Origin of the sequence: Glutamicibacter arilaitensis, assembly GCF_044793945.1 — a bacterium.
GTDB lineage: Bacteria > Actinomycetota > Actinomycetes > Actinomycetales > Micrococcaceae > Glutamicibacter > Glutamicibacter arilaitensis_B.
On record NZ_CP084994.1, the window covers coordinates 3,398,902 to 3,420,842 of the forward strand.

The following is a 21,941-nucleotide window of genomic DNA, read 5'->3' on the forward strand; positions in this document are numbered from 1 at the left end:
GGATTACTTCCAACCGAGATTCGTCAGGTCCAGCGCTTCGGTGACGGAGTTCGCCGGAATTCCGGTGACCTCCGCCTTGGCAACCACAATGTTCGGGAAGATGAAGAGGGTGTCGGCCGCCGCGTCATCAACGATGGTGCGCACCACTTGCTTCATCCCGTCCACGTAACCGGCTTCATCCGCGGCGTCAGCCTCGGCCGCGAGGTCCTTGATCTTTGAGTTGTCATAGCCCAGGTAGTAGTCCGGGTTGTTGAACATAGCCAGCACGTCCCGGCTTTCCACGGCCAGCACCACGGACATTTGGTAGTCCTGCTTGGTGAAGACCTCATCTAGCCAAACGGCAGGGAATTCTGCCGATTCGATCTTCGCGTTGATTCCCACCTCTGCCAGCTGGGAAACGACAATTTCAGAGACCGCCGTGGCATACGGACGGGTTGGAACGGTGAAAGTGATATCCAGGTTCTCCGCGCCGGCTTCCGCCAGCAGGGACTTGGCCTTTTCTGGATCATATGGGTACACGTCGTTGAGATCTTCGTAGTACGGGTCGGTGGTCGGAACCGGGCCGCCGACTACCGTGCCGTAGCCGTTCCATGCGGTGTCCACGACGGCCTGCCGGTCGATGGCGTGCATTACCGCCTGACGCACACGCTTGTCGTCGAAGGGTGCCTTGTTGTTGTTCATCGACAATACGATTTCACCGTTTGAGGTGCCGTCGAGGACCTGATATTTGTCATCTGATTCGAAGCTGGAAAGCAGCTCTGGCGACTGCATGTTGTAAACAACGTCCACGTCCCCGGACTGCAAAGCGTTGGTGGTGGCAACCGCATCGGCGAAGTAGCGCAGCGAGACCTTTTCAACTCCGGGAGCTTCGCCCCAATAGCCATCGCGGGTCACGAACTCGATGGACTGACCACGATTCCATGCATCGATCTCGTAGGGGCCGGTGCCGATGGCAGTCGCTGCCAGGTCATCGACTCCGCTCGGGTCGAAGATGGCACCGACGAGGGTCCCCATGTCGAACAGCCACGCGTTGCTTGGCTGCTTGAGGGTGATGGCGACCTCGGTGTCGCTGTTGACTTCCACCGAGTCGACGATGTCCATCTTCTTCTTCAGGCTGGAGACCCAGGCATCGGATTGGACGCGTTCGATGCTGAATTTGACGTCTTCGGCGGTGAACGCTTCGCCGTTGGAGAAGGTTGCGCCCTCGCGAAGTTTGAAGGTGTAGGTCTTGTTGCCATTGCTCAGTTCCCAGGACTCGGCAAGCAGCGGCTGGATCTTGCCTTCCTGGTCGATTTCGACCAGGCCTTCATAAACGTTGGACATGAGCGCCTGCGGGATGGCGGCGCCTGCAGTGGTGGTGAAGTCGAGGTTGACCGGTTCACCGGTTAGTGCCACCGTGACCGAGGTGTTTTCCGCCGAGCCGTCCGAAGAAGTTCCGCCGGATCCCGCCGAGCAGGCGGTCAGGGCCAGGGAACCAACCATTACAGCCGCTGCCAGTCGGCAGTAATTCTTTTTCGCGCTCATGAGATCTCCATCGGGTCAAAGTGACAACTGAGTGATGTGATCCATACAACACCATATATGCTGATATTTCTACTAAGTGTTCTGGTCTTACCAGTAAACGACAAATTTGGTAGAGACCGCGCGGTCGGGGCAGCCGCGCTAGCTTTACCCGCAACTCACCCATCCTCGCAATTAAAGGAAGGCTCCACATGAGCAAGCTGACTTTCACGCCGGCCGTGCCGACATTGACCTACGAGCGAGTTGTGCAACAAATCGAAGAGGCAATTCTTTCCAAGGAAATTGAACCCGGGCAGCACCTTCCCAGTGAACGCGAGCTGATGGTGCAGTTCTCCGTGAGCCGGCCAACGGTGCGTGAAGCGCTGCGCGTTTTGCAAAGCCAAGGTCTGATCGCCTCTAGGCCTGGAAGCCGCAGCGGCCCGATAGTTCTGCCGGTATCTCCAGATAATCTCGGTCGTTCTTTTGCCAATATGGCGCGGATTGCCTCGTTGTCCCTTTCCGAACTGGTCCAGTTCCGCATTGTGCTGGAGAGCTCCGCCTGCCAGCTGGCCGCGGTAATGCACAACGCCGAACAGTTGGCCGCGATGCGCGACGCCATAGAGCGGATGGAGGTGGAGGCGGGAACCGGATCGAATACTTTCAACCGAGCCGATCTTGATTTCCATGCGGCCGTCTGGGAGGCCAGCCACAACGCGCTGCTGCGGATCTGCGGCGAGGCGGTGTCGGGAGCAATACTCAACGTCATGAATGATCAAATGAGCCATTCGGACAATGAGGCTCGCGAAATGAAAAAGGTTGTGGCCTTAGACCGCGCAATCTTCGAGGCCATCGCGGCCGGAGAGCCCGTCGCCGCGGGAAACGCGGCCAAAACGGCCATTTCCTCCTACTTCAGCCCGAGTCTGGATGAAGATGGCCTGCGCGGACTTCAAGCATTGATCAAAACCGCCTAGGGCGCGGCTCAATTCGCGCAGAGATCATTTCGCATGATCAGCCGGGGCATCCTGCTGGCCACCGCATCCGTGCTCCCGACAACTTCGAAGCCCACGCGTTCGAACATTTTCCGTGTTCCCACGAACGCCATGGTGAGATCCATGCGCCCTTCGGGATCCACCGGGTAGGCCTCCACCGCGGGTGCGCCGAGCCCTTTGGCGTATTGAACCGCACCTTCAAGCATCGCGGTGCTCACCCCTTGCCGGCGGTAACCGCTTCGGACCACCACGCAGATGATGCTCCACACCTTGACGCCATCCACCGGTCGAATGAGCTTGGAACGCTCCAGCAGTGGGATCTGCGAGCGCGGAGAAATACTGCACCAACCCACCGGTACCGAATCCCGATAAGCCACCACTCCGGGGGCAATAGGTTCGGAGCTTAAAGCACGCATCGCCTCGGCCCTGTTCCCGCCGCCCAGACGCTCAATCTCCTTGGCTCCCAAACGATGGGAAAGGCACCAGCAATGCTTCTCACGCCCGGTCGAATTCACCACCGAAGCGAAATCGTCAAAACGAGCCGGAGTCACCGGCTGCACCTCCCAGTGCACTTCGCTTTTGGACTGGGTCTGCGCGTTAGCTTCCATGAAACTATCCTGCGCTTCCTCGGGCTAAAGCGATACCCCAAGAAAATCATTCGGGTTTTCCCTACCTATCTTCTCCGGATCGCTCCATGTTGCCGGTGGCCACGTCAGCATACTGTTGAGCTATGACTTCAACACCAAAGCTTCTCCCGGACAAGAACGCCGTCCGGCCACCGTTGAGAATCGGACTGACGATTCTTCATTTGGCAGTTCTGGGCAGCATCGGCACTGCCATCTCTTGGCTCTTGCTCGGCTGGCTCGCGGCAGGTGCTGCGCTGATATTCCTTCTGGGATTCGGCATCATTGTGCTCATCGGCCTGCTCTACGCGCTCTTTGGACTCTCTTGGCTTGAAATACAGCGCGTCTCCGGACTCTACGATCTGAACGTCGCCACCTTATCTTGGCGTCCACGGCGCCGCGAAGGATTCGGCGAGTACATTCGCTCCCTGGGACGGAACATTGCCAGCGGACGCATGTGGGCCGCCTTTGGCAGCTTCGTGCTTTCCTGCATCTTCGGTTCGATGATGATCGGCACTTTGCAGTGGACGGTTCACACCGCAATTGTGGGTTTCGCTCCGCTCAGCGATACCGACACCGTATTCGGTCCCTTCGACCTCCTGGTCCCGGCCTCCCAGGCGCCCTGGCTATTCCTCTTCACCCTCCTAGGCGCAGCGGTGATAGTCGGCTTGGCCTTCTTGCACCGGGCGGTCACCTGCGCCATCATCGGTGCGATTGCCCGTGAATCCGAAATGACCGAACGGGTGCGAACCAGTTCGGTCCAGCGTGAAGGTGCGGTGCGTGCAGCAGAGGTGGAACGCACCCGCATCGAGCGCGACCTGCACGACGGAGTCCAGCCTCGGCTGGTTTCAGTGGGCATGACCTTGGGTCTGGCCCATCAGCAGATCGACAAGGATCCGGCGCAAGCCAAAGAGTTGATCGCCGAGGCGCACGCCTCGACCAAGTCGGCCATTACCGAGCTGCGCCAGCTCACCCGCGGAATCTACGCCTCGGTGCTTGATGACCGTGGATTGGATGCGGCATTGTCCGCAGTAGCCGGACGCAGCCACATTCCGGTGCAGCTGGATGTGCAGCTTTCCGGACGCTACCCGCGAGACACCGAATCGGCAGTTTACTTCGCGATCGCCGAGGCGCTGACCAACTCGACCAAGCACTCCCGGGCGGCGACCTGCCGCGTGACGGTGCGCGAACGCGAGGAGACCGGCAGGCGTTGGCTCTGGGCTCGCATCGAAGACAACGGTGTGGGCGGAGCGCAGATACTTCCCGGAGGCGGACTGGATGGGATCAACAACCGTGTCCTGGCTGCCGGCGGCACGCTCCGCCTGGATAGCCCGCAAGGTGGCCCGACCGCGGTGGAGGTGAATGTGCCATGCGCGTCCTAATCTGCGAAGACTCGGTGCTCCTGCGCGAGGGCCTAGTCAGGTTGCTGGACCACTCAGGGCACCAGGTGGTTGCGGACCTGCCCGACACCAGCGGCCTCATGGATTTTCTGGCCCAAGCCGACGATTCAGCATTCCCGCAGATCTGCATCCTGGATGTGCGGCTCCCGCCGACCTACACCGACGAGGGAATCCGTGCCGCGCTGGAGGTACGCAAGAATTACCCGCAGCTTCCGTTGCTGGTGCTCTCCCAGTATGTGGAGGAACGCTACGCTTCGGAACTGATCTCCATGCAGTCCGGAAGCCTGGGATATCTGCTCAAGGACCGCGTCGCGGACGTCACCGAGTTCATTGCATCCCTGGAGCAGATCGCGGACGGCGGAACGGTACTCGACCAAGAGGTGGTGGCACAGCTGTTGACCAGACGTAATCACGATGACCGGATGCAACGGTTGACCGATAGGGAACGCAGCGTGCTGACGGCACTGGCCGAAGGCAAATCGAATCAGGCCATCGCCGCCTTGCTGTTCCTTTCGGAGGCAAGCGTTGAAAAGTACATTACCTCGATCTTCCAGAAGCTTGGATTAGAGGCAGATGGGACAGGAAACCGGCGTGTGCTCGCCGCCCTGGCTCATATTCAGACTCTGGGCACCACTCGCAGCGACAGGACAAACCCATGAACTCCCCAACGATAAACGCACCGGTTGCGCCGCAGAATCCGCAACCTGCTGGCTCAAAGAAAACCTTGACCCTGGTACTGGGAATCCTCGGCGCATTAGTCATCCTCGGTGTCATCACCACCTCGGCTTGGCGTGCTTCATCCAGCCTCTCCAGCAGCAGCAGCTCGCAGACCGTCGGTAGCGCAGGCATCACCGCTTTGGAAGTAGACGCCGATGCAGGGAAATTCAATATCCTTTTCGCCGATGTTCCCGAGGCGACACTGGATGTACGCAGCGCCCGCAGCGGCGAGTGGAAGCTTCGCCGCGAAGAAGGCACCTTGCTGGTAAGTTCTCCCAACGACTGGGGTGACTGGTGCTTCACCGGTTGCGACTGGGAAGAAAACGAGGTCACCCTGACGCTGCCTAATTCGCTCAACGAAGGAAATCTCGATGCAGACCTGAAAATGTCCGCTGGAGAGTTCTCCGTCAATGGCAATTTCAACGACCTGATCATGGAAATGAGCGGCGGCACTTTGGACGCTTCCGGATCGGCCAAGGGCTTGAATGTGGAGCTAGGAGCTGGGAAAACCGACATCGACATGGCAGATGTGCAAACCGCGAACTTCGATGTTTCGGCCGGCCGAATCGATAGCACCTTCACCGGTAGCGCACCGCGCAGCGTCCAAGCAGAAGTCAGTGCGGGGATGCTGCAGCTGACCCTGCCAGATACCGCCTACAACGTTATCCAGGATGTTTCAGCCGGTGGCATTGAAAACGGTCTGAGCGCCAACCCGGAATCGCAGCACATGGTGAAGGTCGAGGTCTCGGCCGGCAACGTGGTCTTGCGCCCAGGCGCGGAAGCTACGGCGCCAAAGAAATAATCTCAACCGCCAAGTAAACGAAGCTGGCCTCTGGTTGAAGTGGATATTCACTTCAACCAGAGGCCAGCTTCGTTTTCAGCTTATGCTTGGTTCTTCTTCAAAGCTTCCAGTCGAGCCTCAATTTCAGACATCTGTGGAGCTTCGGAATCGATGGCTTGTGGCGCTGGGGATTCATCGAGCACGTTCTGCTCGCCCTTCATTGCCGCAAGGCGAGCCTCGATCTCGGTTTCTTCACCCAAATCTTCTAGCGCAGCGAACTGCGAGTCGAGCGAGGAGGCCGCAAGCTCGGAAGCGCCGCGGACCTTGGCTTCGTCCTGGCGGATCTTATCTTCGAAGCGGCTGATCTCCGAAGTTGGATCATTCAAATCCAAGGCCTTCAGGGTCTCCATCATCTGGCCCTGGGTCTTTGCATTGCGGGCGCGAGCGACGAGCTCATCACGCTTGGCAATAAGTTCTACGCGCTTGGTACCCATGGTGTTCAGGCCATCTTTGAGCTTGGCGACCACCTCGCGCTGGGAGGTAATGCGCGGAGCAAGGTTCTTGACCTTCTTCTCCGCCGCCATCTGGCGCTGAATCGCGACGGTAGCCAGCTGATTGAACTTCTGTGCGTTGGTAGCATCCCCTGAAGCGGAGAACTCTTCGGCCTTGTTCGACGCAGCAAGCGCCTTATTGCCCCAAGACTTAGCTTCTTCCATCGCCTTAGCCTGATCATCCTCGGCCATGCGCAGATTACCGATGGTCTGTGCTACAGCCGATTCCGCTTGGGCAATGTTGTTGGTGTAGTCGCGGACCTGCTGGTCCAGCATCTTCTGTGGATCTTCGAGCGCATCGAGTGCCGCGTTAGCGTTTGCTTTGCCGATCCCGAAAATACGGGCCCAAATTGAGCGTTTCTTGGCCATGGTGCGTCCCTTCGTTAACCGCAGCTTTAACTCTATGCGACGCAGTACTGAGCGCTAAACTCGATTTCGGGATCAGCACAGATATTTCACCGAAAATCTACGTAGAAAATACGTTCTGGAAGATTCTCGCGCAGGGGTGGTCTCGTTAGGTCGTTGCGATACTTATGCTCCGCACGCATCACCTTGGCATTGCGCCGCTGCGAACCCGAAGTTCTGTTATCCCTCGGAAAGGAACTTGCCAGCGGTTTCGAAGACGCGAGCAAATTCAGGGATCCAAGCGAAGTTCACCACAAAACCATGGTTCGCCCCGTTAAAGCGTTCCAATTGCGCGTCGGCTCCGGCTTTTGACAGGTACCGCGCGTACAGCTCCCCTTCGCCGCGCCGCGGATCGAGTTCATTGCCGAATCCGTTCCCTACGAAGTAGAACTGGATGCGGCGCGGGCGCAACGGGTGCTGAACGAAATCCCTGGAATTGAATTACGTATCGCGCAGGCTTCTAACGATCAGCCGACCACTACGGCACAGCCCGAGGACTCCCCCTACGCACCGTTTGCCACCGTGGCCCAAGCATTGAGCTACCAGGGTGATCTGACGTTGGCCCCCGTTCTTCACCTCAATGGCAGCTTATCGACGTCGCGCCATCGCCGCGAAAGCCTGACGGCATGCACTTCTGGCAGGGTTCCTAGCGCTCGAAGTGGCGCAGGAACCTGCCCGGAGCATCTAAGAATAATCGCCAGTTGCGCACCATTTCCAACTCGTCATACGTCGAGCGGCGCAGGCCCCAGTCCCCGGTTTCATAGATGTCGGCTCCGGGCAGCGAAGCCAGGATGGGCGAGTGCGTGGAGAGTACTACCTGCGACCCAGAATCCAGCAGATCCGAAATATGCGAGAGCAACATGAGGCTGCCCTCGAAGGAAAGCGCCGACTCTGCCTCATCAAAGACCCAGAGTCCGTTAACCTGCGAACGAGAGGTGAAGAATTCAATGAATGACTCACCATGGCTTTGCAGGTTATGCAGTCCGCGTTTCTTCTGGTCCAAGCGATCCAAGTCCTCCAGATACGCGAAATGCCCGTGCATCGTTTCGGCCCTGAGGAACACTCCGGCCCCTGAGGCGCCGGCACCACGCACCAGTTGCAAATTCTCAGCCAGCACCGATTCATTCTCATATCGCTGGTGGCGAGCGTTTTGCGTGCCGCCTTCCACGTTCAGCCCGAAGGCCACCGCGATCGCCTCGACCAGCGTAGATTTTCCGGCACCGTTTGGACCGACAAATATCGTCAGCTGCGACAGATCCAGTCCTTCCTCTAGGATCTGGCGGACGGCCGGAATCGTGGCGGGCCATGAGCTTCGTCCCAGCACCGACTCCGGATGCTCTTGGACCCTGCGTACCGGAAGAATCTGGAAGGGCTGGTTCATACCTTCGAGGCTACCAAGGACTACGTACAACAAAGCCGCCGAGGCCAGGTGCTCAGAACGCTTCTGGCCTCGGCGGCTTCGAACCCGTCTTACTTGCTTGTTTGAAGCGGAACCATATTCCCGGCAAAGAAGTCGGCGATTTCCTGGTGCGCGGTCAGCGGGAAGATTCCGGCAACGTACTGGTCCGGGCGGACCACCACAACGGCGCCTTCCTTACTGATTTCACGCTCGCGGAAGATATCTCGACCGTGACCGGCAGCAAACACCTGGTTGATGTCATACAGGCCGAACGGAACCTTCAACGGTTTAAAAGCCTGCGGCACCTCATTGAGCTCTACCTCGGTGTAGTCCTGCTGGTAGGTGGCCTTCAGGTCAAAGACCGCATCCTCATCCACACCGGCCGGGGTGTATAAATTACGTGGCGAAGTTGCATCGGTGCTCCACCAGGCGGCAAACTCGGCCATCGGGGTGCCCTCCAACGCCGGTGCCGTATGGTCGGCAAAAGCGTAGACGCGCCACCGTCCGTCAGCTTCATGGAAGTGGCCCAGGTGGCGCCAACGGTTATCCGCCCGGCGAATGACCTCGGCAGATTTGAAGCGCTTGCCCACTGGGAAGCCCGGAGCCAATTTCTGGTGCTCCATGCCGGTGGTGATCAGCGATTGGGTGTACTGAGTCATGAATCCTGCAGGGAATTCCATGGTGCTCACGTAGTAGCGTTCCAGCTCGTCCGGGTCTTCCCATTCTTCGACTGGCTTGGCCATGAGCGAGGACCATTCCTTGTCGAAGTTGATCAGATTCTGCGCAATCACCTTGCGCTCTTCGGCGTAGGTGTCCAGCAGCGCTTGGGGCGCGCGGCCCTCAAGCACGGCAGCAAGTTTCCAGCCGAGGTTGAAACCGTCCTGAATGGACACGTTCATCCCCTGGCCCGCCTTCGCAGAGTGGGTATGGCAGGCATCTCCCATGATGAATGCGTGCGGCGAACGGGTGCCGCGCTCATCATCGGCCACGTCGTCGAAGCCGTCGGTGATGCGGTGAGCCACCTCGTAGACGGAGAACCAGGCTACGGACTTCACGTCAAAGGTGTAAGGGTGCACGATCCGGTTGGCGGTGGCGATGATCTCTTCAACCGGGGTGTTGCGGATGGCGCCGGCATCCTCGGCTGTCAGTTCGCCTAGGTCCACGTACACGCGGACCAGATATCCGCCCTCGCGTGGGATCAACAGGATGTTGCCTGCGTCGTGGGACTGGATGGAGCACTTGACCTGAATGTCCGGGAAGTCGGTGTTGAGCATGATATCCATGACGCCCCAAGCGTGCAGCGAGGCATCACCGTGCAGCTTGTGGCCCAGCGAACGGCGCACTGCGCTGCGTGCGCCGTCTCCGCCGACCAAGTATTTTGCCTTGACCTTGCGTTCTTCTCCGGCGCGTTCTCCAGCCACATATTTGATGCGCGCGGTCACCGGGAATTCGGCGGCCGGGTCGATTTCGCAGTCCAGGTATTCCACGCCGTAGTCCGGGGTGAGTTTGCCCGGCGCATATTCGGCGTCACGTAAAAAGTAGTCCAGGATTCGAGCCTGGTTGACATAGATGTGCGGGAATTCGCTCATGCCGGTGGAGTCATCAGCCGCACGTGAGTGGCGGGTGATGTTTGCCGGATTCTGCGGATCCGGGGTCCAGAAGCACATCTCCACGTTGCGGTAGGACTCGTCGATGACTTCATTGGCGAAACCGAAAGCTTGGAAAGTTTCCACCGAGCGCGCCTGGATGCCGTCAGCTTGGCCTACTTTCAGCCTGCCTGGGCGTGCCTCGATGGCGCGGGCGTTGACACTGGGAAAGCGGGAGAGCTGGGCTGCGACAACCGCGGAAGCAGGACCTGTTCCCACAATCAGCACATCCATCTCATCGGGGATTTCTTCCGAGCGATCGATTCCATAACCGGCCGCTGGCTTCACGCGCGGGTCTCCGGAGACATAGCCTCTGTGATGGATCTGCATTTTTGCTCCTTAGAATGCCGCGCCATGCAGATGCCACGGTGGCACAACGCCCTGGAACTCGGCACCCCATCGATAATGGCGCTCCAAGCCGGGTAATCCGTTCCCAGCTCAACCCGGAGCAATATCCGCCAGATCAAGCCGGGTGCCATCGCGGTGATCTATCTTCCGCGAGAGTTGGACCGGGACCAGATGGCGCTGAAAATTGCCGCCACCTCAGTACGAATCTCCGCTAGCTTGGGCGTGCGCGCTTAACGATTATTCGCCCCAAACAACCGACTAAGCGGTGCAGGCCTCATTTGAGCATCCGGCATCGCGAGGAAGATATGTTTCGGATCCCTCGACCTTTTCCCACACCACATGCCGATGCTGTCCGCAGCGCGCGCAAGACGGTGCCAAATATGTGGCCCGCTCTTCCATGGTGTATGCCCGAAAATCACCCATCTCGACCTCCCATAGGTTGTGCGAGCCCCGCGCTGTCGCAAGTGCCGCATCGTTTGGTGACTTCACTCTACGCCCGGTTTCCAAACCCGGCTAGAGCTACTTTGGTTCCACCCTCACTAGGGAAGATCGAGGTGCACCTAGCTCTTGGTCAATGAATGCGCCCTTCCTCGCGCCAAGCTTGTGCTGCGCAGTGGGGAATCATGATTTCTTATCAGTCTATTTGCGCACCGTTGCCGACAGCAGAAAGTTCGAGCCCAGCCGTCCCCATTCAATGGTTCCGCCTTCTTCTTCGGCTTCCGCACGCAAACGTGCCAGGCCATACCCGGAACGGGCTTGCGGATTGGGTCCGCGGACACCGTTGTTGCGCACCGAAACTGTCCAGTGCGGGGACCCGTCGGCTTCATCATTCTCGCGGATCCAAATCACGATGTTGCTCGGATCCGCATGCTTGACGGCATTGGTAACGGCCTCGCGGATAATCCGCATGGCCAGCTGTGGGAAGTCCGCTGCTTGTCCTAGCCCAGAGCTATGGATACTGACCTCGATTCCGGCATCGCGCAGCGAAGTGGCAATTCGTTCAACATCTTCGAGGTTGGCAGATAATTCCTCGGGAGGTTCTTGCTGGCCCAAGGCGTCGAAGGTACCGCGCAGAGCAGTTAACGCCCCGGTTACCGCTTGGCGAACATGAATCAGGCTCAAAGCCGTGCGGGTGTCTGTCAGCTCGGAGTCGAGGGCCGCATTCGTATGCAACGAGGCCACCGCGAGATTGTGGGCAATCTCGTCATGGAGCTCATAGGTCACTCTGGCGCGTCTCATCAGATGTTGTTGTTCAGTTTCGGCCTTCGTCGCCCGGAGCGCGACTTCTTCAAGCTGTGCCATATGCCCATGCAGGATCTGGCGGTTGACTCGCAGTTCTCCGTAGGCAATGGCCAGCAGCGCCAACGCCGAAAAGGCCAGCAGCTCATAATCGAAAATCGCCGAAGGCTCTAGCCCATGAATGAATCCCAAGGCCACGCTGATGATTAGAATTCCGGCGGCACTGGCCAACGCAAAGTTGCGGTGTCCGGCGCGAGTTACACCCGCGAGAAAATACAGCAGCGGGACAAGCGCCGCAATGTGCGGCAGTCCAAGGGCCAGCCAAGCACAGATTCCCAAGCCGGCGATGAGCATCGCGGTACGTGGAATTCTTCCCCGAAGTACGGAAAGCACTGCGAATCCGACGGCAAAAACACCAGCGGTGATTATGCCAGCGGGGTCTATGGATTTGCCCCACCCGGAGGGATCACCCACCAGGCAGAGAAGCATGACGGCCAGGAATATGGCCGCTGCCCAGAGACTCTTATTGATGCGCAGGCTGCCTTTTTCTTCCACAGCTTCAGTCTATGTCGCCCCTGCGTAAACCTCGGGATCCGAGTAGCTTCATGTAGGTCTTGCCGGGCCGGAGCGCTCACGAACTGCTAGGCGTCAATGCGAATCGGAACTCCGCTGTCCTCGACAAACCGGGGACGGCCCGCCATGATGCCGGTGTAGGTCTGGAAGATGATCAAGCCTGCGATCAGCAACAGCGGCATGGTCCAGGAGTCGGTCACCTCGTGGAGGGCACCGACGAGGAAGGGGCCGGGAATTGCGATCAGGTAGCCCACCGATTGCCCAAAGGTGGAAAGCTTGCTCACCCCGGCGGCGGTATGCGCTTTGAGCCCAATCATGGTCAGCGCCAGCGGGAAGCTCGAACCGCAGATGCCTAAGAGCGCTGCCCAAATAAAGGCTCCCTGCACCGGCGCAATCATCATGCCGAGCACCGCGAGCATCCCGGCAACGCCATTGATAATCACCAGCGGTCCCTGATGCGCGAACCTTGCCGCGAGGGCCGGCATAATGAAGGACAGCGGCACCCCGACACCGAGGATCACGCCCAGTAGCGCCCCGGAATAGGCCGGGTCGACTCCAAAGTCGGTGAAAATCTTCGGAGCCCATCCCATGAGAATGTACGCGATGGTTGATTGCGCACCAAAGAAGAGCGCCACCCACCACGCGGTGCCATTGCGGCTCATCGGGCCGATCCCTGATGCGGCCGCGGACGGGTATTGGGCAGGAAGTTGCCGCTGTGCGATCTGGTTGCGCAACCCGAAATAAACTACGAACCAGATGAACAGCGCAATCAGCGCCAGCACCGCCCAGATCCCCAGGCCCCTTCGCCAGTCGCCGCCGACCGCTTCGTTGACGGGCACCGCCACGGTGGCGACCACCGAGGCGCCGAGGGCTACCGCGGTGGTGTACGCGCCGGTGACGACACCTATTTTTGTGGGGAACCAGCGTTTGACGAGCACCGGCATCAGAATATTTCCGACCGCGATTCCGGCCAGCGCCAGCGCGGTGAAGATGAAGAACACCCACGTATCGGGTGCCACCGAGCGCAGGGCCAGACCCAGGAGGATCGCCAGCATCGCGGCGATCACCACCACTTCCGGTCCGCGCTTCCCAGCAAGCTTCGGGGCTAGCGGACCGAGCACCGCAAAGCAAAGGGGCGGCACTCCGGTGATGAGCCCTGCGACGAAACCATTCATTGCCAGGCCATCGATAACCTGGTCCAGCAGCGCACCAAGTGAGGTGACTGCCGGGCGCAGGTTCAGTGCAGCAAATACCATAGCAATAATCAGCAGCGCCCCGAGGCCTTTAGGCAGTGCCGGGTGTTTGGAGTCCATGGCTTCATCCTAGCCAGCGAGCGCCCGGATCCAGTCCCATGGTTGAGCCTTAAGTCCTAGACAGCGTGAACTATATGGTTCACGCTGTCTTTTGATGCGAGCTACTGCTGGTGCTGCTTGCGGCCTTCCATCGCCGAGACGACAAGGTTGCTCCCGGCTAGAGGTTCTCCGGCATCAAGCGCGCCGATCCATTCCTCGGTGGCGGCCACCGCGGCCCAGTTGGAGTGCAAGAGCGCCATCAGGGTTTCGTGGACCTGCTTGGCGCTGGCGGAACCCGCCTCGTTGGCAATATCGATGGCGCCGGTGGCATCCGAAAGCACCTCGGCCTTGAAGCCCAGCGGTTCGGCGGCTGCCACGGAACCGATCACGCAGTTGTTTGTCATGTACCCGGTCACCGCGATCGTGTCGATCTCGTTTTCACGCAGCCACGCTTCGAGCCCGGTGCCTGCGAAAACGCTGGCGTACGCCTTGCTGAAGACCTTTGCGGCTTTGCCCGCACGCTGTTCGATTTCCGGGTTCAATTTGAAGGTGGCCGAGCCATCTGCGAACACCGGCGCCTGTTCGGGCATCTGGTGCTGCACGATATATACCGGAATTCCGGCATTCTGCGCGGCGTCGATTGCCTGAGCGGTGCGAGCCAGGGACTGTTCACGTGGCGGGTACTGGATCTGCAGCAGGCCTTCGAAGTACTCCTGCTGGACATCGATGACAATGAGGGCACGGCGTGGGCTGGTCATGTTTTTCTCCTTGTTGCTGTTGGGTAAAGCGAGTACGTTGGGGGCAGTCTGGTTAAGCGCCGTAGTGCTTTGCCAGCAGTTCCAGGGTGCTGATCTCGGCCTCGGGCGAGTAGGTTCCAATGACAAGCATGATCTCGTCGACCCCGGTTTGCTCTTGGAGCTTTTCAAGCTGGCCAGCCACGGTGGCTGCGGTGCCGGTGAACGCGCGTTCGGTGTACATGTCGATGATGGACCGTTCGTTGAGCGTTCCGTCGAAGGCCGCGACCTCTTCCGGTGGAAGCAGCTTATAGGATTCGCGTTTGAACATGCGCAGCATGGCCATGGCTGCGCTGGAGGTCTGACGCTTCGCCTCGGCAGCATCATCGTTGACTACCGCACTGACGCTGACCATGGCATAAGGTGCGTCGAGCACTTCGGAGGGCACGAAATTGTCCCGGTAGATTCGCATGGCGGTATCGATGTCCGCATCGCCAAATTGCAGGGCGAAGGCATAGGGGCGGCCGAGCTTTGCCGCGAGCTGTGCCGAATACGGTGAGGAACCGAGCATCCACAGCTCGGGAGCCACCTGCGGCGGATGGACACGGTTTTCTTTCGCCTGCCATGGACCCGGCACCCCATGGACGGTGCTGTAGTGATGGCCCGCAGGAAAGTCGTCGTTCATGAAACCCATCAGTTCGGCAACCTGCTGGGCAAAGTTTTCATTTGCGCCCTCTCCGCGGCGAAGCGCGGCGGCGGTGGCATGGTCGGTGCCCGGTGCACGGCCAAGTCCCAGATCGATGCGTCCCGGGGCGAGTGCATCCAGCGTGCCGAATTGTTCAGCGATGACCAACGGTGCGTGGTTCGGAAGCATTACGCCGCCAGCGCCTAGACGGATTCGCTCGGTTTCCGCGGTCAGACGCGAAAGCATCAGCGGCGGCGAGGACACTGCCAGACCCGGCATCGCATGGTGCTCTGACATCCAGAAACGGTGGTATCCCAGCTCGTCAGCTTTTCGTGCAAGCTTGATCAACGAAGCCAAGCCGTCTTGGACTGTCTGCCCCACTCCTACGCTGCCGCCGGTATGGGCGTTGAGCGCAAATGGTGCGGATCCGAATTTTGGTGCGGGGTGCAAATGAAACCTCTTTTTCTCACGGATAAAAATAACTTATAGCGTGATTAGACGATAACACTTTCTCACGATAAAAATCTACTGCTACCATGAGAAGTATGTCTGAAGCATTTTTACCACCAGCCCCCGGCACCGAATCGCACCTGAGCATCGATCTGGTCAACAGCAGGATCCACCTGCCCGGCGGGAAGATTGCTGACGAGCTGGATTCACCCGAAGCGACAACGACCTGGCTGATTGAGCGCGGATTGGTCGACGAAGAGGCAGCCCTGCTGTCCTACTGCCAGAACAAGCTCAGTGGCTTGCGCGCCGATCTAAGTAAAGCCTTTTCCATTCGTGCGGCGGGTCAGCCTTTTGATCAGCAGATCGTGGACCGGGTAAACCAAGCGCTGACGGCGGCACCGCATACTCCGCTACTGCGCTACTCCCCCGACAACGGGTTCTACCGATCAACCGATCATCCGGTGACCCGCCTTGTGGAACATGCGATGTCAGTGATCGCCGAAGATGCCGCGGCCCTTTTGTCCTCGGAAGAGGCTGCGCTGCTGACGCAATGCGAGGCTGAACCCTGTGAAAGATTCCTGCTCAGAACGCACGGGCGCCGGCAGTGGTGCTCGACCCGCTGCGGAGACCGCGTCCGTGCTGCCCGAGCCTACGCACGGAAGCGCGAGAACGCATTAAAGAGCTCAGCCTAGGCTGGCTTCGAGTTAAGTCGGAACGGCCACTCAAGACGATGAAGCACAGGCCTTGACTCCTTGAATATTTTTCCTACCCCAGATGATTCTCGGACCTTTACAGGTGATGTCGTAGAAGTAGGCTAACCCTCATCATCAGCACTCCGGTGTCGACTTTCACGCACTGTCCGATGCGCATTTCGATTTGACAGCAAAATTTGACCAAGTCAATCACTGCGCCATGCAGACTGGATGTCAATCTCACCCGCCTAACTAATACCCTGCAATTACCTGACACCACATCGACCGTTCAATCAGTCTTACGGGGGCGTTTTGACAGCACACGAGCCGTACAATTACACGATATTTTCGCACGCATTGGAAATTTCCATCAAGCCTCGCGCCCACTCGGATGAGCTAATACCACTGGCAGTTCCTTCGCGGCAAGCCTAGCCAGCCGCTCTACCATGGCATTATGACAACGACGAACGTTTCATTTCCTGATGAGCTCAAGGAATTTGTTGTCGCACGGATAGTCGTACATGTCTAAGCATCCAGCAACTAATTAGAATGCATGCAAAACCATCGACAGCAAACATTTAGTCGCGACCCTAACCAATGGGCTGTCGCAAATGAACGTTTCCGAGATGCGTCCAATTGATCAGCGAGACTTCACGTATCTGACGATGCCGCTCGCGTCCACAGATTGCTACATACTACGCGAAACTTCACCTCCTGCTATTTGGATTACTGACCGATTCTAGTTGAAGCTTCATCAGCGGCCGGCCATTACAAAGATGTTGCGCCAGCCTCGACCACCATGCTGCAAAACTGCTGGCCAAGCCGAACCCCGTTCATTCACTAGGGTGCCGCGAAGTCTTGAGCGCAACGGAACCCCATATGCGACGTTGCTGTGTCACGCTCCTGCGGCTGTCGAGCAGCAGGTCGGTACCGCAGACAATATTCAGGTGAGCACAAATGAGATCCCCCTTTCACCACGAACGTATCGCGAGGTTGGGCAAGTCCACTATCAGCATTGCGAGGCACGTCCGGCGTACAACACGGGGTCCGTGTCACTACTGGCTGATGCGCGGTCCATCGGTCCGCGGTCCATTCCCAGACGTTGCCGATAAGATCAACTGCTCCATACTCATTGGCCGGGAATGACCCTACAGGGGAGGTTCCCACCCATCCGTCCAAACCAGAGTTCTCATACGGAAAGCGCCCCAACCATGTATTGGCCATGTGTTGACCAGCTAGGCATCGTTCATCACCCCACGCATATAATGTGCCTTCGCGCCCCCCATGTGCGGCAAACTCATGTTCACTCTCGGTTGGCAGCCGCTTGCCGGCCCATCTAGCATAGGCCGCGGCATCCTCATATGAAACTTGAGTCACAGGATGCTCGGATCGATCCACGAGCGCATCGGACCCCGGCCCCTCAGTCTGGCGCCAGGACGCGCCGGCTACCCATGACCACCACAGCGTTGGGTCATGTAGAGGTACAGGACCCTGTGTGGGAGTAAACACAAGAGCCCCCGGAACCAAGAGTTCTGGCCTTACGCCCGGATAATCTGATGGATTCAGCGCCCGCTCGGCGACTGTAACGTATCCGGTGTCCGCAACGAAGCGATGAAACTGTTCTACGGTGACAGGCGCTCGATCCAACAGGAATGTAGATACCTCTACCTGATGAACAGGCTGCTCCTCACGATAGAAATCATTGGATCCCATGGAAAACGTTCCGCCGGGGATTTGAATCATTCCGTCAGGTACGTTTGCATCTGCTGGCAGAACGGTCACAATAGCTCTCCCTAAATGGTGACACAATGCTGGCAGTATTGTGTCGGCCTGAATCAACCTGGATCATTTTCCCTGACGTAACTTGGAGAATACTGCCCAGAACGCCTCAACCAAGTTTTCATGTACGCCATGAAACGGCACCGCATTCGTGGCATCTGGCGAACAGGTTGGCATCTTACTTGGTTAGTTTCGCAGAAGGCAACCGTCCCCGTCGATACTCGCAGCGCCGGAGTGCGATTCTCTATCTAGCAACTAGAACAGCGTTCTGGCCTAGTCCCCCAGAACATCTTCAGCCCTTCGATACAGCCGCTGCAACATGTCGCTAAACTGTTGCCTCTCCTGAGTATTGAAAACCTCGAACAGCCTCTCCGCATGAGCGCGTGCTTTGGGATAGATTTGTTCAAATAGCAACTCACCTTCCTCGGTCAAATACAGTGACTGTTGGCGACGATTCTCTGGATCGGTTTCCGCACGGATACGACCCGCGCTTTTCAACGAGGCGACAGCTCGGCTGACATTCATAGGAATTAACCCAGCAAATCGCCCCACCTCATGCCCTGCGGTACCCGGCCTGTCGTGGGCGACCACCACCACGCGCCACTCATTGAGAGTCAGGTTATGCCGCTTGGCATATTGCTGAAAGAAGGGTCTACTCAAGAGGTTGCCAATGCGCTGCAATGTCATAATATCGGCAAAGACCGGGCGTTCAGCGCCTTCCGGCACACCCTGATTCTCGCTTTTGGCCCGGCTGTGCCGAACGCTTTCTTCGCTTTTCATACTTAATTTTCTTTCTGCACGAATCCAGTTGCAAACCTCGGTGTACGTCAACCAATTATTGAGGAAGTTTGATGCAAACCACCACCCATCACTAACATATGTTACAGTAAGAACCATATGTGACTCATACAACAATCATGGAGGTTTACGATGACTCTAGAAAACGCACCGTTGCTTGATCAGAATATATTTCGAGACGTTGCGGGCCACTTTGCTACTGGCGTCACGGTGCTCACTTCAACCGACGGCACTACGCCGGCTGGCACAACCGCCTCTGCGGTGGCATCCCTATCGATGGATCCACCCATGATGCTTATCTGTTTGAATCGCAGCAGCGATACACATGATGTCATTGCCGAATCCAAAGTCTTTGGCGTCAATATCCTGGCTCAAGACCAGGGAGATGTGGCAATGTGCTTTGCTCGCAAAGGCACCAACAAATTCGAAAACACCGCGTGGTCCAACGCGGTCGCGGACGTCCCCTGGATTGATGGCGCATTAGCGAATATCGTCTGCCGCGTGGTCGATACCGCTGTCGGAGGGACGCACACCGTCTTCTTGGGCGAAGTGCTAGATGCGAAAACGCTCCCTGGCGAACCACTGACTTATTTCCGAGGCAAATTTGGTCGTTTTGAAGATGACGCTGAAGATAACACCTACCGCGCGCTTCGTTTTCATGTGCTCGCTCGCAATACACCCGTAGGCGAAGCGCTGGATCCTCAGGAGCTGGCAGAAGAACTCAAAACTCGTCCACATCTGATTCGTCGGTCGATTGTGCGCCTCACCGCAGAAGGCCTCGTCAACGAACAGCCCGACGGAACTTCACTGGTAGCACCGATTACCGCAGAAATGGCCAAGGGATTTTTCTCGGCTCAAGCAGCCATCGAATCCGGTGTCGTCGATACGCATCTGGCAATGGCCACCCTGGAACAAGTCCAATCGTTTGAGATCAGCTTCGATACACTCGATGCCCTGAAGAAGGCGTCGTCAACCGATCTTGATTCCTACTTGCGGGCCGTTAAAGCCTTCCATAGGCAATTGATTGGGCTCTCCCCTTCAACACAACTGCTTGGTGCATACGGCGAGTTGTCGACCGCGCCGCTGTGGATCAGCCTACTTCCTGAAGGTGAACGCGCCCAGATCCTGGATATAGAAAACTTACTCGACCTAGCTCAAGCATTGGTTTCACAAGATGTCGATGCCGCTCGTACCGCGATTCGGCGCCATCTCAAAGTCGTGAACCTTATTGCACAGCAAGTCATTGAATCGCGTGGCGGCGAAGTCTAAGCGCAGTCGCCCCGCTCGACCATAGGCACAACAACCGTGAAAGAGGTATATTTCCGCCATGAAGTCCCTTCGTGAGTCGGCCCCGGTCGCAACTCAACAACAGACCGTCTCCGAAATAATTGCAGCCATCGTACCGGAATACACAACTGAAGTATTCACGGTAATGGGTAATGGCAATGCATACTTTCTTGATGCGTTAACCCTGCAGGGCAACGTTCGGTTGACTGCGCTACGTCATGAAGCCGGTACCGTGGCTTCGGCCGATTCGTACTATCGTATTAGTCGTAAAATTGCCTGTGCTAGCACAACCTATGGACCAGGATTCACCAACGCCCTGACGCCGTTGGGCGAAGCCGTCTGCTCGCGAACGCCTATGGTCGTCGTGGCGGGCAGCCAACCACGCACCGGTCCCCGCCCCTGGGACGTTAACCAGACCGCCCTGACTGAAGCAATGGGAGCGGTGTCCATGACCGTTGATGCGCGCAATCCGGCTGGTTCTATTCGTGCTGCGTTTGAAACCGCCGTAGCCAAACGGCTACCGGTGGTACTCAACCTGCCATACGATGTTGCCACCGCAACTGTTACTGACGCTGATTCCGCAGCGGATCCTTCTGACGCAGCGACATACGAAACACCATCTGCGCCATGCGCGTCAACTACCCAGGTTCAGTGGATTGTCGATCTACTCAAGGAAAGCCAACGTCCACTGATTTTGGCTGGCCGAGGTGCACGTTATGCGGCAGAGGATCTTGGCAGCCTGGCTGACAAAATTGGAGCGCTCACAGTGTCGAGTGCACCGGCTCGCGGCACATTTGCGGGACGAGAATGGGACCTTGGAGTCTGTGGTGGTTTCGCTTCGGATGCCAGCTCTGAGCTCATCAAACAGGCGGATGTGGTCCTTTCCGTCGGCGTAAGCCTTAACCAATTCACCACGGCATTCGGCTTTCAATTTGCCAAGGATGCGAAGATCATCCAGATTGATCTGAACGAGCAGCCAACAAATCCGCTGGTCACGACTTTTGTCTCGGCAGATGCTTCCGAAACAGTTCGCGCAATCCTTGGGACCCTGCCCAGCAAGCCTGCTCCGTCAACACCCTGGGGTGGCGTTGCCGAGCATGCCCGCGATTCGACGATCAATTTTCAACGCGACAGCGGTAGCGGTACCGCACTGGATGGCCGGCTCGACCCACGCACCGCTATGATCCGACTTAACGAAATCCTGCCAAAGAACCGGCAAGTTATTTCCGATGGCGGTCACTTCATCGGCTGGTCAAGCTATTACTTTGATCTTCCGACACCAGATAGTTTGGTTATGGTCGGAACGCAGTATCAATCAATTGGCCTTGGCTTGCCATCTGCTGCCGGTGCCGCCATAGCTCGACCAGACCGCACCCACGTTGTTGTTGCTGGCGATGGTGGAGCAATCATGGGGCTAGCCGATCTCGATGCGTTGGTTCGAACTTCAAGAAGCGCAGCGGTTCTTATTTTCAACGACGGCTGCTACGGCGCCGAAGTGCATCAGTATGGTTCGCAGGGGCTGGACACCGGCATCATGGAAATCGAGCAGGCGGATTTCGCCAAGCTTGCGGAGGGTTTCGGAGCCACCGGCGCCGTTATTCACACGATGGAAGACCTCGATCTAGTTGATCAGTGGGTCAAAGCCGGTGCCAAAGGCACCTTCGTGATCGATCTACGGATTTCACGAAACGTCGTGGCACCCTACATTGAAGAAATTGTTGAACTGACTCTAAAAAAGTAGGCGACTTCGTTCACACAAAAAGCTATCGATTACTCGGCTGGGGAGCACCCCAGCCGAGTAATTTTGTATCCTGCATCCAAACGAGCCGCAACCGAAAACACCAGCAGTGACGCAGCGTAAATATGCTTAACCGGTCGGCTTCTGTTCATGAGAGAGCACTGATCTCCGCCGTGAAAATGTCTGGCGCTACAAGGAAGGACGTACAATCTGGTCCACGATCCACCACTCACGGCATTACAGACGCGAGAGGGGTACCTTTTCACGGCCGCAATAGCAGACGATCGACATACTCCTCCGAAAGGTGCAATGCAA

19 protein-coding genes are annotated in these 21,941 nt (G+C 57.7%); 7 read left to right on the forward strand and 12 right to left on the reverse strand.

Going from position 1 to position 21,941, the window contains the following annotated elements:
• Positions 1 to 3: 3 nt before the first annotated feature.
• Positions 4 to 1,524, reverse strand: a complete 1,521-nt coding sequence (locus tag LG294_RS15925) for an ABC transporter substrate-binding protein (protein WP_404287436.1) — start codon at positions 1,522 to 1,524, stop codon at positions 4 to 6.
• Between the two features lie 188 nt (positions 1,525 to 1,712).
• On the opposite strand from LG294_RS15925, the gene LG294_RS15930 reads away from it, so the two are divergent.
• Positions 1,713 to 2,471, forward strand: coding sequence for a FadR/GntR family transcriptional regulator (locus LG294_RS15930; protein WP_404287438.1), 759 nt, complete (start codon positions 1,713 to 1,715; stop codon positions 2,469 to 2,471).
• A gap of 8 nt (positions 2,472 to 2,479) precedes the next feature.
• Here LG294_RS15930 and LG294_RS15935 read toward each other — a convergent pair whose 3' ends face one another.
• Entirely contained in the window at positions 2,480 to 3,097 is a 618-nt protein-coding gene (locus tag LG294_RS15935; protein WP_404287440.1) for a GNAT family N-acetyltransferase, read from the reverse strand.
• A 122-nt stretch (positions 3,098 to 3,219) separates the two neighbouring features.
• Here LG294_RS15935 and LG294_RS15940 point away from each other — a divergent pair, with 122 nt between their 5' ends.
• From LG294_RS15940 to LG294_RS15950, 3 genes are read left to right on the forward strand one after another with little or no spacing between them, the layout of a single operon-like run.
• Positions 3,220 to 4,494: a sensor histidine kinase gene (locus LG294_RS15940; RefSeq protein WP_404287442.1), complete on the forward strand. Its 1,275-nt coding sequence runs from the start codon at positions 3,220 to 3,222 to the stop codon at positions 4,492 to 4,494.
• Positions 4,482 to 5,171, forward strand: coding sequence for a LuxR C-terminal-related transcriptional regulator (locus tag LG294_RS15945; RefSeq protein WP_404287444.1), 690 nt, complete (start codon positions 4,482 to 4,484; stop codon positions 5,169 to 5,171). The genes LG294_RS15940 and LG294_RS15945 overlap by 13 nt, the downstream gene beginning before the upstream one ends.
• Positions 5,168 to 6,031 (forward strand): hypothetical protein, encoded by an 864-nt coding sequence (locus LG294_RS15950; RefSeq protein ID WP_404287446.1) that lies wholly within the window; start codon positions 5,168 to 5,170, stop codon positions 6,029 to 6,031. The genes LG294_RS15945 and LG294_RS15950 overlap by 4 nt, the downstream gene beginning before the upstream one ends.
• Before the next feature lie 80 nt (positions 6,032 to 6,111).
• Here LG294_RS15950 and LG294_RS15955 read toward each other — a convergent pair whose 3' ends face one another.
• From LG294_RS15955 to LG294_RS15990, 8 genes are all read right to left on the reverse strand, one after another.
• Positions 6,112 to 6,930: a PspA/IM30 family protein gene (locus LG294_RS15955; RefSeq protein WP_404287448.1), complete on the reverse strand. Its 819-nt coding sequence runs from the start codon at positions 6,928 to 6,930 to the stop codon at positions 6,112 to 6,114.
• Positions 6,931 to 7,146: 216 nt separating this feature from the next.
• Positions 7,147 to 7,377: an alpha/beta hydrolase gene (locus tag LG294_RS15960; protein ID WP_404287450.1), complete on the reverse strand. Its 231-nt coding sequence runs from the start codon at positions 7,375 to 7,377 to the stop codon at positions 7,147 to 7,149.
• A 235-nt stretch (positions 7,378 to 7,612) separates the two neighbouring features.
• Entirely contained in the window at positions 7,613 to 8,347 is a 735-nt protein-coding gene (locus LG294_RS15965; protein ID WP_404287452.1) for an AAA family ATPase, read from the reverse strand.
• Between the two features lie 89 nt (positions 8,348 to 8,436).
• Positions 8,437 to 10,341, reverse strand: coding sequence for an FAD-dependent monooxygenase (locus LG294_RS15970; RefSeq protein ID WP_404287454.1), 1,905 nt, complete (start codon positions 10,339 to 10,341; stop codon positions 8,437 to 8,439).
• Positions 10,342 to 10,998: 657 nt separating this feature from the next.
• Entirely contained in the window at positions 10,999 to 12,153 is a 1,155-nt protein-coding gene (locus tag LG294_RS15975; RefSeq protein ID WP_404287456.1) for a sensor histidine kinase, read from the reverse strand.
• Between the two features lie 86 nt (positions 12,154 to 12,239).
• Complete coding sequence (locus LG294_RS15980) at positions 12,240 to 13,484, reverse strand: CynX/NimT family MFS transporter (RefSeq protein WP_404287458.1); 1,245 nt, start codon at positions 13,482 to 13,484, stop codon at positions 12,240 to 12,242.
• Between the two features lie 101 nt (positions 13,485 to 13,585).
• Entirely contained in the window at positions 13,586 to 14,221 is a 636-nt protein-coding gene (locus tag LG294_RS15985) for an isochorismatase family protein (RefSeq protein ID WP_404287460.1), read from the reverse strand.
• A gap of 52 nt (positions 14,222 to 14,273) precedes the next feature.
• Entirely contained in the window at positions 14,274 to 15,332 is a 1,059-nt protein-coding gene (locus tag LG294_RS15990; RefSeq protein ID WP_404287462.1) for an LLM class flavin-dependent oxidoreductase, read from the reverse strand.
• Positions 15,333 to 15,427: 95 nt separating this feature from the next.
• On the opposite strand from LG294_RS15990, the gene LG294_RS15995 reads away from it, so the two are divergent.
• A complete protein-coding gene (locus tag LG294_RS15995) occupies positions 15,428 to 16,024 on the forward strand; it encodes a CGNR zinc finger domain-containing protein (protein ID WP_404287464.1) in 597 nt (198 codons plus the stop codon).
• An 840-nt stretch (positions 16,025 to 16,864) separates the two neighbouring features.
• Here LG294_RS15995 and LG294_RS16000 read toward each other — a convergent pair.
• Entirely contained in the window at positions 16,865 to 17,767 is a 903-nt protein-coding gene (locus LG294_RS16000; protein WP_404291806.1) for a formylglycine-generating enzyme family protein, read from the reverse strand.
• Between the two features lie 309 nt (positions 17,768 to 18,076).
• On the reverse strand, positions 18,077 to 18,583 hold the full coding sequence (locus LG294_RS16005) for a MarR family winged helix-turn-helix transcriptional regulator (RefSeq protein WP_404287466.1): 507 nt from the start codon (positions 18,581 to 18,583) through the stop codon (positions 18,077 to 18,079).
• 150 nt (positions 18,584 to 18,733) lie between these two features.
• On the opposite strand from LG294_RS16005, the gene LG294_RS16010 reads away from it, so the two are divergent.
• A complete protein-coding gene (locus tag LG294_RS16010) occupies positions 18,734 to 19,870 on the forward strand; it encodes a flavin reductase (RefSeq protein WP_404287468.1) in 1,137 nt (378 codons plus the stop codon).
• Between the two features lie 58 nt (positions 19,871 to 19,928).
• Positions 19,929 to 21,629: a thiamine pyrophosphate-binding protein gene (locus LG294_RS16015; RefSeq protein ID WP_404287470.1), complete on the forward strand. Its 1,701-nt coding sequence runs from the start codon at positions 19,929 to 19,931 to the stop codon at positions 21,627 to 21,629.
• The last annotated feature ends 312 nt before the right edge of the window (positions 21,630 to 21,941 follow it).

Coding starts and splice junctions, on each gene's coding strand:
- LG294_RS15950 (WP_404287446.1), top strand. CDS start 5,168: ATGAACTCCCCAACGATAAACGCACCGGTTGCGCCGCAGAATCCGCAA.
- LG294_RS15935 (WP_404287440.1), bottom strand. CDS start 3,097: ATGGAAGCTAACGCGCAGACCCAGTCCAAAAGCGAAGTGCACTGGGAG.
- LG294_RS16015 (WP_404287470.1), top strand. CDS start 19,929: ATGAAGTCCCTTCGTGAGTCGGCCCCGGTCGCAACTCAACAACAGACC.
- LG294_RS16005 (WP_404287466.1), bottom strand. CDS start 18,583: ATGAAAAGCGAAGAAAGCGTTCGGCACAGCCGGGCCAAAAGCGAGAAT.
- LG294_RS15985 (WP_404287460.1), bottom strand. CDS start 14,221: ATGACCAGCCCACGCCGTGCCCTCATTGTCATCGATGTCCAGCAGGAG.
- LG294_RS15965 (WP_404287452.1), bottom strand. CDS start 8,347: ATGAACCAGCCCTTCCAGATTCTTCCGGTACGCAGGGTCCAAGAGCAT.
- LG294_RS16010 (WP_404287468.1), top strand. CDS start 18,734: ATGACTCTAGAAAACGCACCGTTGCTTGATCAGAATATATTTCGAGAC.
- LG294_RS15945 (WP_404287444.1), top strand. CDS start 4,482: ATGCGCGTCCTAATCTGCGAAGACTCGGTGCTCCTGCGCGAGGGCCTA.
- LG294_RS15955 (WP_404287448.1), bottom strand. CDS start 6,930: ATGGCCAAGAAACGCTCAATTTGGGCCCGTATTTTCGGGATCGGCAAA.
- LG294_RS15930 (WP_404287438.1), top strand. CDS start 1,713: ATGAGCAAGCTGACTTTCACGCCGGCCGTGCCGACATTGACCTACGAG.
- LG294_RS15940 (WP_404287442.1), top strand. CDS start 3,220: ATGACTTCAACACCAAAGCTTCTCCCGGACAAGAACGCCGTCCGGCCA.
- LG294_RS15980 (WP_404287458.1), bottom strand. CDS start 13,484: ATGGACTCCAAACACCCGGCACTGCCTAAAGGCCTCGGGGCGCTGCTG.
- LG294_RS15970 (WP_404287454.1), bottom strand. CDS start 10,341: ATGCAGATCCATCACAGAGGCTATGTCTCCGGAGACCCGCGCGTGAAG.
- LG294_RS15925 (WP_404287436.1), bottom strand. CDS start 1,524: ATGAGCGCGAAAAAGAATTACTGCCGACTGGCAGCGGCTGTAATGGTT.
- LG294_RS16000 (WP_404291806.1), bottom strand. CDS start 17,767: ATGATTCAAATCCCCGGCGGAACGTTTTCCATGGGATCCAATGATTTC.
- LG294_RS15995 (WP_404287464.1), top strand. CDS start 15,428: ATGTCTGAAGCATTTTTACCACCAGCCCCCGGCACCGAATCGCACCTG.